The following is a 12,008-nucleotide window of genomic DNA, read 5'->3' on the forward strand; positions in this document are numbered from 1 at the left end:
GCATCGTCGCCGAACGCATGCCGGCCGACGATGCGGCGCTGCTGCTGCACGATAGCGACTGGGTAGTGCGCTATACGGCGGCGCTGAAGGCCGATCCGGCCGAACTGGCCGCGCTGGCGGACGACCCGGAACCGGACGTGCGCGAACTGGTGCGGCAACGTTTACAATCAACCTCTACTCCAGAAGCCGATCATGACTGAAGCCAAACTCAATCTTGCCGGACAAGACATCACCGACTGCTGTAAAAAAGTCATTCCGGGGCAAACCGACGACCTGCTGCTCAGCAAATTGCAGGCACTGGTGCCGGATTACCCGATTCATCTGGCCCTGACCGGCGACGAGTGGTACAAGCTGGGCGGCGTGGTCGACATGAACGGCTCCCGCATCGCCAACGACATCATCGAGTGGGCCGAACGCACCTACCTGGAGTGCGGCCAGAATCTGCAAACCCTGATCGACCACGCGCTCGAGTTGCAATTGATCGCCACCCGCCAGACCGGCAAGACCCTGTATATCGTCGTGCAAACCGGCGACAAGGCCGAAGACTTTACCTTGATCGAAATCGACAAAACCCACGAAGTCTCGGACCGGATGCTGATCGACGAAACCAATCCGCCGGCCGACCTGGAAGAGCTGATCGACCCGATCCAGCCGTTCTGCATCGAAAGCTACGGTTTCGGCCACTCCCGCTACACCTACCGGCGCAAGACCGACGTCAGGCTGTTCATGGAAGTCATCAACGAACGCCACCCCGGCGAACATCCGGTGCAACGCTTCATGGACGACTGGAACCGCAGCAGCGCCGGCCAGAAACACCGAATGAGCGACGACTGGATCATCCGCCCCTACCGCCACACCGGCCGCTTCGGCGAACAAATCGTCAACGTCGAAATCGTCAACACCCACAAAAACCACCTGCCGCACCTGGAAGACTTCGCCGGCAAAAAAGGCAGCTCGCTCAGCAACGTGCTGAGCCGCTTCGACCGCCAGGCCGGCTACCCCTTCGCCTGGTTCTTCTACATGCTGAAAGGCAAGCTGGTATCCACCCACAGCGCCGAATCGGTGTACAAGGACATTTCCGGGGATTTCGCCTACTTGCCGGAGCGGGACGAGGCGGTGTTGAGGGATTGGATTTCTACGCCGTATAACGTTTAGGCTTTATTACCGTCTTCCTCGCGAATGCAAGGAACCAGGTTTTTAATGTGTCGCTAACGCGACGGCTTTTTGAATGTCGGGTCTCGGCCCGACAGCCGAGATACTTTTCTTTGCTTGTCCAAAGAAAAGTATCCAAAAGAAAAGACACCCGGACGCCGCTTATCTCCTGCGCGCCGAAGCTTTTGAACGGGGTTGCCTGAAGGGGCTTCCCAGCCCCTGCATGCAACGCGCCGCATCCCTGCAGCGCCCCTAACGGGCTGATCCGTTCAAAAGCTTCGGTGCTCGGCGCGGCATACGGGAGAAAACTGTCCAGGGCTTAAAAACCGCAGGGTGCGCAATTTATCTAGCATTCATGGAGTGTATGGATATTAAGAGTTCGATGGTTTAGATTCTTCCCTAGGTTACTTACTAAGTTTTTTCTGTAGCTCATAGCTGCGATTAAAAACAGAATTAACCTCTTCATTTGTAAAACCTAAGACTTGAAGCAAATGAAGTTGAAAAATTGCCTCCATTTTTACGCAGAGAAACCACAACTCTTCTCCGGTAACCGCGTCTTTTTTTAATTTTTCGTCGTAATGGGTTAAATAATTTCTAGTATTTACAATCGATCTAATTAATTTATTTCTTTCTGCACTGGCGCCGAGCAATTTTTTGAAAGGTTCAATTATTCTCTTTATTCTTTGAGAAAGGCTTAATTCATTCCCATGTAGCAACCGCCCTTTAAGCCAGTCTTTTTTTTCTTCAGGGCATTTTTCCATTAAATTTTCAACTATGTTGCTATATGACTCTTCATCCATTAATGTTGCATTTGACATTTTACGATTGTAGGTTTCAAGTCCTTGAGCTAACGCGAGGAATTTGCTTTCCAAGTATTTGTGGGCGCCCACTTTAGTTGAAAAATATAAGCTTAGTGCGGGATCGATAATGGCGTAAGCCTCTAGCCAATTATTGATTTTTCGTTCTGCGTCATTCAGTATTTCCTGAAAGCCAAATAACATTTCATACTCATTTACTTTAGCCGGATATTTGGCGTAGGGCAGGCTTGCGTAGTAAATTGCTACTTGAACAGGAAGGCTTTTATTTTTTCCAATATCCATGCGAATTGAGTCATTGGTTACCATAACTGATTCTATGCATACTGTCTTATCGATAGCAAAGCTTATGAAATTAGTTAATTTGTAGGCGGTTTCTATAAAGTCAAATAGAGGAATTGGCAGTTCGGAAAAAATATTTAAATATGCTTTATGAGTAATTCGGGCTGAATTTTTTATAGGTTGCTCTGGAAGCGTCCAATCAAATTCGACTGAAAGCTTCAATCCGCTTTTTATATTGAACGTAGTTTCTTTGGGCGCCGAATATTTTATCGTTGCCGTTTTAAAATCATTTTCGTAATCAAAACTTAGCCCACTAATTCCAAGCCATTCATCAAGTCCTTCAACTGAAAATCTAAAATTATTGAACAAAGTTAGTTCATCCTCATCATACGCAACGCCAATATAGGCAACCTTTACATGAATAGTGGATTTTGATGGACCAAAAAGTGGCATTCCTGGCTGTATGTAGAAACAATTATCCAGTGTAACTAATTCGTTTGGTTCAATTTGTCCAACAATTCTTCCCAATGTTCCATTCGAACTTCCAAGTCTATTTATGCCTTCTATGCTTTCGTCAAATAGACCAAATATTTCGAGCCTAATTTCTCCCCCATCATTTATAAAAAGTGTTCCAGGCACCCTTCTTTCTGGATTGGATGGAAGCCAGAAATAACCTAGCCTCTTGAAGTCTTCTTTTATACGCAACCTAAGCCCCTTTATGCTTCAAAAAATGAATTGCTTTTTACTTGGTCGTAGCCCCATAGTTCCGATTAGCGTAGCGTAATCGGACGCATGTTGGCCAAATAGTTGGGACGTGTGCGGTCTCGCAGATGGTTTGAATATCACTCGTTCCTCCGAATACGCTTCGCTATTCGGAGCTACTCGACTAATCCCAAAAGAATCTTCAAAGCCTTTCAAGCCCGCGAGGCTGTTTCTCCCGTATGCCGCGTCGAGCACCGGAGCTTTTGAACGGATTTCCTACAGCCATGCCGATATGACGGCTTAAATGAACGGCTTGCTATAACTCCCCCGATTTCCGCTTGTCCGGCAACTGCTCCGCCTTATAATGGCCGGCCAGTTCAACGGGAGTTTTTATGCCGAAATTTTTACGCCTCTTTTTATGCTGCCTGCTTTTGGCGGCCACCGCCTGTTCCAAGGTCTATTACAGCGGCCTGGAAAAAATCGGCATCCCGAAGCGGGATGTGATGGTGCACCGGGTGGAAAAGGCCCGCGATACCCAGGAAGAAACCAAACAGCAGTTCAAATCCGCGTTGGAGCAATTCACCTTCGTCACCAACTTCAAAGGCGGCGATCTGGAGGCGACCTATAACAAGTTGAACGGCGAATACGAAGCCAGCGTCAGCAAGGCGGCTGAAGTCAATAAGCGGATAGCGGACATCGAAGACGTATCCGCGGCGTTGTTCAGCGAATGGGAAACCGAGTTAAGCCAGTACAGCAATCCGAGTCTGCGCCGCGACAGCCAGCAAAAGCTGACCGCCACCAAAGCCCAATACCAGCAATTGATTACGGCGATGCGGAAAGCGGAGACCAAAATCGAACCGGTGTTGAGCGTGTTCAGAGACCAGGTGCTCTACCTGAAACACAACCTGAATGCCCAAGCCATCGCGTCGTTGAAAGGCCAGTTGGACTCGGTTAAATCCGACGTCTCGGCGCTGGTAGTGGAAATGGAAAAGTCGATTAACGAGGCCGACGCCTTCATTAAAACCATGGAAAAGCAGTAATTACGGCCCTACCGCCCGCGCTGTGGCGAAAGCCAGGCACGGGCGGCGGCGAATCAAACCAGATGGGGAGAAAAGGACAACACGTAATAACCGTAATAGAGGGCGATAAAAAACAGCAACGCATTCAACAACCTCTCTATCCTGCTGCAACTCTCGTGGGTTTCTTTCTTGGTTTTCCGGGCTTTCAAGCGCCCTGCCAATACTCTATGCGACATTCCGACTCCTGTGCTATTCCGCCACGCTAAAACCGATTCGCCTAGTTCCGTATCTTAGGCATCGAAGCTGACCCTCCATGGCGCTGGCTGCCCGCGCTTGTGCCTTTTGGCTAGCCTGGCGGGCATGACGGCAATTTTCAATCGTGGCAAAAGAACTAACGGCTCATGCCGTTACCTAACCACGCGCCTGCCGCCGCGCCGATACCGGCACCCAAAGGATCGCCTTTACTCATTTCATAGCCGGCCATACTGCCTAGTGCGCCGCCGACCAAGCCCTGGGTGGAACGTTGGTCGTAACTGTTATAGCGCGGTGCCGGTTGCGGCGCCGGCGCATACCGGACCGCGCGCTCCGGATAATAAACCCGCTCCACTTCGACATAGTGGTCGTGATGGTGGTGACCGTGCTTATGGCCGTGGCCATGACCATGGCCATCCGCCAACGCAGCCGAGGTTCCAAAAATACCGATTAATACGGCAATCAATGTTCTTGACATAAAACGCTCCATCTAAAATTCCGTTGCCAAGAATTCTAAAGCGCTTAATTGAAGTCCTGATTAGAAAAACATTAAGAATTGATGAAACCGCAAGGCCGAAAATTCGCAATCGACAGGTTTAAGCATCCGCGAATGGGGTTAGCCGCCGGCAAGCTCCAGCAGATCCAGCACTTGCCACTGAATCGCCAGCCGAGTCAACTCGATGTCGCTGCCAACGCCGAGTTTGCGCTTGATCAGATAATGGCAATTGCAGACCGTTTTCGGACTGATGTGTAAGTTGGCGGCGATGGCCTCGACGCTGTGGCCGGCCACCAGCAAGCGTAAAATTTCGAACTCGCGTACCGTCAAACTGCGCAGAGCCGAGCTGCCGTCGCCCAACATTTCCAGTGCCATCGCCTGGGCGATATCGGCGCTCAACGCATGGCGCCCGGCGGATACCTCGCGCACCGCGCGCAGCAATTCCTCCGGCTGGCTGCTTTTAGTGACGTAGCCCAAGGCCCCGGCCCGCAAGGCCTGCTCGGCGAACAGCGGATTTTGGTGCATGCTGAACACCAGAATCCTGGCGTCCACCTGCAACTGGCGCAAGCGGGCAACCAACTCCAAGCCGCTGCTGCCGGGCAAGGAAATATCGGTAATCACCAAATCCGCCGGCTGCTGCCGGTATTTCCGATAAGCCTCGGCGGCATCCGCGGCTTCGGCAATCACCTGCAAATCGGGCTGCTTCGCCAGCAAAGCCCGGTACCCGGCACGGACTACGGCGTGGTCATCGACCAACAGGATAGCGATCATTGCGCTTCCGGCTCCGGGGCCAGCGGCAGGCTCACCGCGACCCGTAGACCGTGCGGTTCGACAATTGCCAGGCTGAGTTCGCCGTTCAGAGCCGCGACCCGTTCGCGCATGCCGAGCAAGCCCAGACCGCCGCCGGCGAACGGCAACTCGCGGGCCACGCCGTCGTCCTCGACCTGCAGCAAGGCTCGGCGTTCATCGATTTGCAACGCCAGCGTCACGTTTGCCGCGGCGGCGTGTTTGGCGATATTGGTCTGGCATTCCTGGGCAATTCTGAATAAAGCCAGCGCTTGCCGGTCCGTCAAGCGGCGGCAGTCGCCGGCCACGTGCAAGCGGTATTGGGTCTTGCCGGCGTCGCGCCGATTCCAGTCCGCCACCGCGCTGTGCAAGCTGGCCGCCAGCCCCAGCTGCTCCAACTCGGCCGGCCGCAGACGTTGCAACAAGCCGCGCAATTGCAGCAACATGCCGCCGGCGATTTCGTTGATTTGTTCGGCTTCGGCGGCCAATTCCGGCGCCTGTTCGGCAGCGCCGAATCTAACCGAGCTGGCCACCGCGTTGATACCGGCCAGACATTGGCCGAATTCGTCGTGCAGTTCGCGGGCCAAGTAACGACGCTCGTCTTCCTGGAGCTGGATCAGTTTCGCTGCCAGTTTGCGCCGCTGTTGCAGCAACTGTTGCTGGGATTCGGCCAGGGCATTGACCGCGATACCAATGCGGCGCCATTCATCGAGTTGGAATCCGGGCAAGCGGTGCGCCAAGTCGCCGGCCGCCAGCGTAGTCAAGCCGCGGACGATGGTTTGCGCCGGCCGTAGCGCCCGGCGCACGCTCCAATACACCAAAGCGCAAACCGCGGCCAGCGTCACCGCCGACAAAGTCGCCAGGTCGCGTACGTTCTGCCAGGCGGCGGCGATTTCGGTTTCGGCACTGGCGGCGAAGGTCAGCACGCCGAATTGCGCATCCTGGCGGCGGATGCTACGCGATACCGGCAGGCCGGGCTGAAACAGGCTGCGGTAGGCCGTCTCGAAGCCCGACGGCCAATTCCGCGCCGTCGGCTTGCCGCCGTAACACAGGCTGCGCGGAGTTCCGCCGGTTTCCGGCAGGTAGGCCAGACAACTACCGGCCTGGCCGCCGGCCTGTTTCCACAACTCGAAATCCGGAAAGCTGCCGCCCCGCCCCAGGCCGGCTTCGATCAACAACAATTGCGATTCCAACTGCCGCGCTACGCCGTCCGCCACTTCCGCCGCGTTCCGCTCCGCCAAGCTATGGCTTTGATACAGGGCATAAGCCAGCGTTGCCAGCAAGCTCAACCCGCCGGCCAGCACGATTCGAATCAACAAATGCCAATGTAATGCCATATTCCGCCGGTCCGGATACCGAAAAAGTCGCTTCATTCTAAAAGCCGCACCGCCGCCGGCAAAGCCCGCCGCATACGCCGGGCAATTTGCCCGTATTCGCCGGGCAAATTTCGGCTTACAGACCAATGCGCTGTCGCTAAGCTTTGGCCGCAGTTATCCACCGCTATTTCTAACCCCATTGGAGAGCACTATGACCGCGTACCGATTCGACGACCGCCGCATCCGCTGGCAAACCCTGACCGGCTTCGAGCACTTGACCTATTCGATTCTGGACTTGGACCAGACACGCGGCAGCGTCGATGTTTTGTTCAAATTTGCCGCTAACCGCCAGATCGTGCTGCACCGCCACAAAGTATTGAACAAGACCTTTGTCGTCCAGGGCGAACACCGCTTGTACCACCCCGACGGCTCGTTGAAGGAAATCCGCGCCACCGGCAGTTACACGGTCAGCCCGGCCAAGGAAGAACCGCACCGCGAAGGCGGCGGCGAGATCGATGTCATCGTGCTGTTCCAAATAGTCGGCGACGGCGGCGTGTTTTACGAAATTCTCGACGACGCCGGCCAAATCGTGGCCAGCTTGGGCATGACCGAATTCGCCGAGTTATACCGCGCCCAATGCGCCGCCGCAGCGGCCGCGGCCTGAGCGGAGGTGCGCCATGTTAAGACCGCTCTGCTGCGCCGCATGGATATTGTTAAGCCCTTCCGGCCACAGTGCGCAACGGCTGGCGATCTTGGACTTCGAAGCCAACGACCTGACCTCTTTACCGAATACTCCGGCCGAAGTTACCCGCACCGGCAGCATCCGTCCCTTGCTGGAACAGGCTTTAAGCCAGGGTGGCGGCATCGAAATCGTCAGGATTGCGCCGCAACGGCAAGCCGAGGCTAATGCCGGCTTCGGTTACCTGTTCCGTTACGCCGATCAGGCGGCAAAACTGGGCCGCGCGGCCGGGGCCGACTGGGTGTTGGTCGGGCAGCACAGCAAGCCCAGCTTTTTGTTTTCGTATTTAATCGGCGATTTGGTCAACGTCAACACCGAAACGGCGGCCTTTCAATTCGATATCGAACTGAAAGGCAATCACCGCAAAGTCACCGAACGCGGCGTCGCCGCCCTGGCCGACAAAATCAAACAGGCACTCGCCAAGCATTAGTAATCCGGCCTTGTGGGGTTTTAATATCCGTTCGCCTTGAGCCTGTCGAAAGGCTGTTGTGCTTCGACAAGCTCAGCACGAACGGTTAAATCATTTAAGGCCGGATCATTAGTTGCCTTTGCCGCCGCCATTCTGAATAATCGCCGGCCTGACGTTATTTTTAGGCAAGCACTATGTACGAACTTTATCTGGACAGCGCCGATATTTCCGAAATCCGGGCGCTAGCGGCGATTCTGCCTTTGGCCGGCATTACCACCAACCCCAGCATCATGGCGACCGGCGGCTTGGGTTTGACTGCGCTGCTGCCGGCAGTTAGCGATATTTTAGGTCCGGCCTGCCGGCTGCATGTGCAGGTGCTGAGCAATACCACCGACCAAATCGTCGCCGAAGCCGAACGCCTGCATGCGCTGCCCTACGATATTGTGGTCAAAATCCCGGCCCACGCCGCCGGTTTGGCCGCGATCAAACGCCTGAAACAACTGGACATTCCGGTGCTGGCGACGGCAATTTACAACGCGCAGCAGGGCATCTTGGCGGCGATGAACGGCGCCGATTATCTGGCCCCCTATCTAAATCGGATCGACAACCTGGGATGCGACGGAATCGGAGTGGTCGCCGATTTGCAGCAGTTCGTCGAGCGCTACCAATTGCCGGCAAAACTCTTGGTCGCCAGCTTCAAGAACGTGCGCCAGGTTTTGGAAGTGTTAAAACTGGGCGTGCATTCGGCCACATTGCCGCCCGACATCGCCCGGCAGATGTTGCAGGTGCCGGCCAGCGATGCCGCCGTCGCCAAATTCGAGCAGGATTGGCAAACGGTCTTCGCCGAAAAACTGCCTTTCGAGACTTGAAACCAAAGTCGGTTAATCGGCGTTATCGATTTCGAAAAACACCCATTTCACCCGCGGCTGGCTGGCTTTGATGTTCTTCTCCAACGAGTTGCTCAGCGACACGGCCTGCGAAACGGTCAAATCCGGCAATAATTCGACCTTGATCGCCAGCATCACGTCGTTACCATGACTGACAGCCCAGACGTTGAACACCTGAACCACGACAGGTTGCTGTTTTAGAAAATCCACCACCGCGTCGCGAATCTCGCGGTCGGTTTCTCCCAGCAGCAAGGCGTGTACCTCGCGGCCCACCGCCAGCGCTACCAGAATCAACAAGCCGCCGATCAGCATAGAGCCGATCGCGTCGTAAATCGCGTCGCCGGTCAGCAACGTCAAACCCAGCATGCCGGCGGCGAGGATCAGGCCGAGCAAGGCGGCCAGGTCTTCGCCTATCACCACCATCAACTCGCTGGAATGGGTCTCGCGGAACCAGCGCCACAAACTGCGCTCGCCCCTTTCGCCGCGCATTGCCCCCAATGCGCCTTTCAGCGAAAGCGCCTCCATCACCACGGCAGCCGCCAGGATGCCGATCGCGATCTCGGCGTTTTCCACCGCATGGTTGTCGTGCAGACGCTCTATACCTTCGTAAATCGAAAACAGACCGCCTACCGAGAACAAGGTAATCGCCACCATCATCGACCAGATATAGGACTCGCGGCCGTAGCCCATCGGATGGCGCGCGGTCGGCTCCTTCACCGCCCGTTTCATGCCGATGAACAGCAACACTTGGTTACCGCAATCGGCAAACGAATGCACCGCCTCGGCTACCAGCGAACCCGACCCGGTCCAAACCGCGGCCGCGGTCTTGGTCAGCGCAATCGCCAAATTGGCGGAGAAGGCATAAAGAATGGCTTTGCTTGAGTGATTGTCGGACATGGCAGCTCGGTAAAATAAATTCGCCAAGCCTGATTATAGACAATTCATTTGCTCTGGCCGGTCCGGCGCATACTAAATCGCTAAGGCAACCCCGCGGTCACGCAGCCATTCCTTGCGCCGCCCATAATCCGGCATTATTTTATCCACCTCGTTCCAAAATCGTGCCGAATGGTCGGGAACCCGTAAATGGCACAGCTCGTGAACCACGATGTAATCGACGATGGTCAGCGGCGCTAACAGGCATTTCTAGTGAAATTGCAGATCGCCGTTCCTGCGACAGGCAGCCCATTTGAAGCCGATGTCCTTTACGCGAATCTGGCCTGGGGTAACGCCAACTTTGGCCGCATACAAGGCCACTCGCTTGCCGATGGTCACCAATCAGGCTACTACCTTGATCGTAAACAACGAACCGTCTTCGCGCTGAAATGCAATATCAGTATGGTGAACGTCGCCGGCGACCCAATCTCATAGGCTTGAGATTGTCGCAACTGCGCTTGATGCGCGGTTTATGTTTGGCTCTTCACCACCGCAAAACCGCTGAACGATAACCTCTGACCCTAACTTTCGCCACCCGCCGCATCGTTATTCTCCAGCGTACAGAAATCGCGTAGTTCTCGGCTTCCAAAATGCTGAATCAAGGCTATTCAGTATTCGCCGCAGCCTAGCTGCATCAGCAATGAACAAAAAAAATCCTTGATAAAAAGCACACAAACAAAAAAACAAGGCCGCAGGCTCGCATGTATAAATCACAAATGTGACCCAATTCTCATTTTTGACCTAAACAAACAACTTCTGTTTGATACCTATCAATAAAAAAATTATGGATCTTCGATACCTTCCATAAAAAATGAAATTCTCGAAGGCGGAACATCAACGGTTTGAAGAATTTTTCTCTTATAGCCTTGACACCGTATTTTCGCTCCGCACTTAAGAAAACCTGCGATATATCGAAAAATTTGTCAAATCATAGTAAAGCGTTGGTCTCGACGCCCTTGTGGGGTCGAAAGGAATTAACGATCGGAAATTTCGAAAAACTTTTCGCAAAAATAGCGCCCCTCCGGCACCTGTGGAATAAATTTCCAATAAAAATAAAACACTAATACGCCAGGAGAAAAAAATGTCAATTATTAATATAGCAACCAATTTTAAGGATTTACGGGAAGAGTTAAACTCTTTAAAAAACACATCGGGAACCGGAAATCCAATAAACCCAATTAACTATTTAAACTATTCAGACCAGCCCAGCCAAAGTTCAACCACTCTTTCTCAAAAAATTAATTCGACCATATCAGAGACTCAGGCCGCATTCGAATTGGCATTACAACTCCCATTTTCACAGATTATCGATCCATTCGATGGCACGCCATTGAGTTTTATAGACGGCTCCACGGGTTTAAAGTTTTATGCCATTCAAAACAGTAATGCAGGAGTTTACGCCGCTATCGCAATATTAGAAGCCGATTTACCTGGATTTATGAGAGGAATTGCGCCTTTACCGAGCTCAATTCAATCCATGACGATAAGAAGCATGAGTTTGTACTTAAATGGCGAAATTTACCAGTTAAATGGCAGTGTTAGAGTTAATTACCATTTTGACCAATCCGGCAGCGTATTATCCGTCGACGTAGGGCACGGATCGACCATTTCTTTACTGTCTTCCGGCATTGATCCAAACACAACTTTAACTGCAAATACCGCTCTGACATACAATGGTTTATCAGATATTTGGACCGGGACGCTTGCCTCGGTAGAAAAAACAACTTATTTCTTTGCCGACAGTTCGAATGAAAACGAATATATTGAAGCAACACAAAACGAGAAAATCATTTTCAGCTCGGCAATCAGCCTTTTTCAATCGCCAAACGATGCCAATGCTATTAGCGCCAATAATACGACTACGCTTAGTAGCTATACACTCAAATTAGATCAAAATATTTGGACTTATAACCCCAACACCGATACAGAAACCAAATCCACAAAAAACTTGGTCACCGAGACGATAACGGGCTTACCGACCGTTTTAAATATCAACTCAATTTTAAACGATAACTTGTACAGTAACTTTGTCAGCGGCAACGACACAATTACCGTAAGCTCGACCAGTACATTTCTGGATCCGAACAACAGCAATCAACCGGCGCCCACTACAATTGACGGCGGAATGGGTAACGACATTATCACCGGTACCGAATACAACGACATTATCAACGGTGAGCAAGGTAACGATACCCTAAAGGGCGGCGGCGGCGATGACAG

General features: G+C 52.9%; 13 protein-coding genes and 2 pseudogenes. 8 read left to right on the top strand and 7 right to left on the bottom strand.

What is annotated here, in order from left to right; all coding sequences use genetic code 11:
* Positions 1 to 200, top strand: a pseudogene (locus NP603_RS21245) (nickel-dependent hydrogenase large subunit); the annotation flags it as partial.
* Positions 193 to 1,155: a hypothetical protein gene (locus tag NP603_RS21250; RefSeq protein ID WP_256612868.1), complete on the top strand. Its 963-nt coding sequence runs from the start codon at positions 193 to 195 to the stop codon at positions 1,153 to 1,155. The pseudogene NP603_RS21245 and the gene NP603_RS21250, both read left to right, overlap by 8 nt.
* Positions 1,156 to 1,556: 401 nt before the next feature.
* On the opposite strand, the gene NP603_RS21255 is transcribed toward NP603_RS21250, so the two are convergent.
* Positions 1,557 to 2,954 (bottom strand): ApeA N-terminal domain 1-containing protein, encoded by a 1,398-nt coding sequence (locus tag NP603_RS21255; protein WP_256612869.1) that lies wholly within the window; start codon positions 2,952 to 2,954, stop codon positions 1,557 to 1,559.
* A 389-nt stretch (positions 2,955 to 3,343) separates the two neighbouring features.
* On the opposite strand from NP603_RS21255, the gene NP603_RS21260 reads away from it, so the two are divergent.
* Entirely contained in the window at positions 3,344 to 3,991 is a 648-nt protein-coding gene (locus NP603_RS21260) for a DUF2959 domain-containing protein (RefSeq protein WP_256612870.1), read from the top strand.
* Positions 3,992 to 4,044: 53 nt separating this feature from the next.
* Here the strand turns inward: NP603_RS21260 and NP603_RS21265 are convergent, their stop codons facing one another.
* The 4 genes from NP603_RS21265 to NP603_RS21280 form a co-directional block, all read right to left on the bottom strand.
* Positions 4,045 to 4,206, bottom strand: coding sequence for a hypothetical protein (locus tag NP603_RS21265; protein WP_256612871.1), 162 nt, complete (start codon positions 4,204 to 4,206; stop codon positions 4,045 to 4,047).
* A 155-nt stretch (positions 4,207 to 4,361) separates the two neighbouring features.
* Entirely contained in the window at positions 4,362 to 4,700 is a 339-nt protein-coding gene (locus NP603_RS21270) for a glycine zipper 2TM domain-containing protein (RefSeq protein WP_256612872.1), read from the bottom strand.
* 138 nt (positions 4,701 to 4,838) lie between these two features.
* Complete coding sequence (locus NP603_RS21275; RefSeq protein ID WP_256612873.1) at positions 4,839 to 5,489, bottom strand: response regulator; 651 nt, start codon at positions 5,487 to 5,489, stop codon at positions 4,839 to 4,841.
* Complete coding sequence (locus NP603_RS21280; RefSeq protein WP_256612874.1) at positions 5,486 to 6,841, bottom strand: histidine kinase; 1,356 nt, start codon at positions 6,839 to 6,841, stop codon at positions 5,486 to 5,488. Before NP603_RS21280 ends, NP603_RS21275 begins: the two co-directional genes overlap by 4 nt.
* Before the next feature lie 190 nt (positions 6,842 to 7,031).
* On the opposite strand from NP603_RS21280, the gene NP603_RS21285 reads away from it, so the two are divergent.
* From NP603_RS21285 to NP603_RS21295, 3 genes are all read left to right on the top strand, one after another.
* Entirely contained in the window at positions 7,032 to 7,484 is a 453-nt protein-coding gene (locus NP603_RS21285) for a cupin domain-containing protein (RefSeq protein WP_256612875.1), read from the top strand.
* Positions 7,485 to 7,497: 13 nt separating this feature from the next.
* Complete coding sequence (locus NP603_RS21290; RefSeq protein ID WP_256612876.1) at positions 7,498 to 7,989, top strand: DUF2380 domain-containing protein; 492 nt, start codon at positions 7,498 to 7,500, stop codon at positions 7,987 to 7,989.
* Positions 7,990 to 8,162: 173 nt separating this feature from the next.
* Positions 8,163 to 8,837, top strand: coding sequence for a transaldolase family protein (locus tag NP603_RS21295; protein ID WP_256612877.1), 675 nt, complete (start codon positions 8,163 to 8,165; stop codon positions 8,835 to 8,837).
* Between the two features lie 12 nt (positions 8,838 to 8,849).
* On the opposite strand, the gene NP603_RS21300 is transcribed toward NP603_RS21295, so the two are convergent.
* Positions 8,850 to 9,752 carry a cation diffusion facilitator family transporter gene (locus tag NP603_RS21300; RefSeq protein WP_256612878.1) on the bottom strand — a complete coding sequence of 301 codons (903 nt, stop codon included), beginning with the start codon at positions 9,750 to 9,752 and terminating at the stop codon, positions 8,850 to 8,852.
* Between the two features lie 72 nt (positions 9,753 to 9,824).
* On the bottom strand, positions 9,825 to 9,992 hold the full coding sequence (locus NP603_RS22130) for a M48 metallopeptidase family protein (protein WP_371928939.1): 168 nt from the start codon (positions 9,990 to 9,992) through the stop codon (positions 9,825 to 9,827).
* Positions 9,993 to 10,001: 9 nt separating this feature from the next.
* Here NP603_RS22130 and NP603_RS21305 point away from each other — a divergent pair, with 9 nt between their 5' ends.
* Both NP603_RS21305 and NP603_RS21310 read left to right on the top strand, forming a co-directional pair.
* Positions 10,002 to 10,223 carry a hypothetical protein gene (locus NP603_RS21305; protein ID WP_256612879.1) on the top strand — a complete coding sequence of 74 codons (222 nt, stop codon included), beginning with the start codon at positions 10,002 to 10,004 and terminating at the stop codon, positions 10,221 to 10,223.
* A 646-nt stretch (positions 10,224 to 10,869) separates the two neighbouring features.
* Positions 10,870 to 12,008: pseudogene (locus NP603_RS21310) on the top strand (hypothetical protein); the annotation flags it as partial.

Origin of the sequence: Methylomonas aurea (genome assembly GCF_024505045.1) — a bacterium.
In the GTDB taxonomy this organism is placed as follows: Bacteria; Pseudomonadota; Gammaproteobacteria; order Methylococcales; family Methylomonadaceae; genus Methylomonas; species Methylomonas aurea.

What these genes read in the sequence shown, in the direction of transcription:
- NP603_RS21250 (WP_256612868.1), top strand. Translation starts at nt 193, where the DNA reads ATGACTGAAGCCAAACTCAATCTTGCCGGACAAGACATCACCGACTGC.
- NP603_RS21260 (WP_256612870.1), top strand. Translation starts at nt 3,344, where the DNA reads ATGCCGAAATTTTTACGCCTCTTTTTATGCTGCCTGCTTTTGGCGGCC.
- NP603_RS21265 (WP_256612871.1), bottom strand. Translation starts at nt 4,206, where the DNA reads ATGTCGCATAGAGTATTGGCAGGGCGCTTGAAAGCCCGGAAAACCAAG.
- NP603_RS21270 (WP_256612872.1), bottom strand. Translation starts at nt 4,700, where the DNA reads ATGTCAAGAACATTGATTGCCGTATTAATCGGTATTTTTGGAACCTCG.
- NP603_RS21275 (WP_256612873.1), bottom strand. Translation starts at nt 5,489, where the DNA reads ATGATCGCTATCCTGTTGGTCGATGACCACGCCGTAGTCCGTGCCGGG.
- NP603_RS21280 (WP_256612874.1), bottom strand. Translation starts at nt 6,841, where the DNA reads ATGGCATTACATTGGCATTTGTTGATTCGAATCGTGCTGGCCGGCGGG.
- NP603_RS21285 (WP_256612875.1), top strand. Translation starts at nt 7,032, where the DNA reads ATGACCGCGTACCGATTCGACGACCGCCGCATCCGCTGGCAAACCCTG.
- NP603_RS21290 (WP_256612876.1), top strand. Translation starts at nt 7,498, where the DNA reads ATGTTAAGACCGCTCTGCTGCGCCGCATGGATATTGTTAAGCCCTTCC.
- NP603_RS21295 (WP_256612877.1), top strand. Translation starts at nt 8,163, where the DNA reads ATGTACGAACTTTATCTGGACAGCGCCGATATTTCCGAAATCCGGGCG.
- NP603_RS21300 (WP_256612878.1), bottom strand. Translation starts at nt 9,752, where the DNA reads ATGTCCGACAATCACTCAAGCAAAGCCATTCTTTATGCCTTCTCCGCC.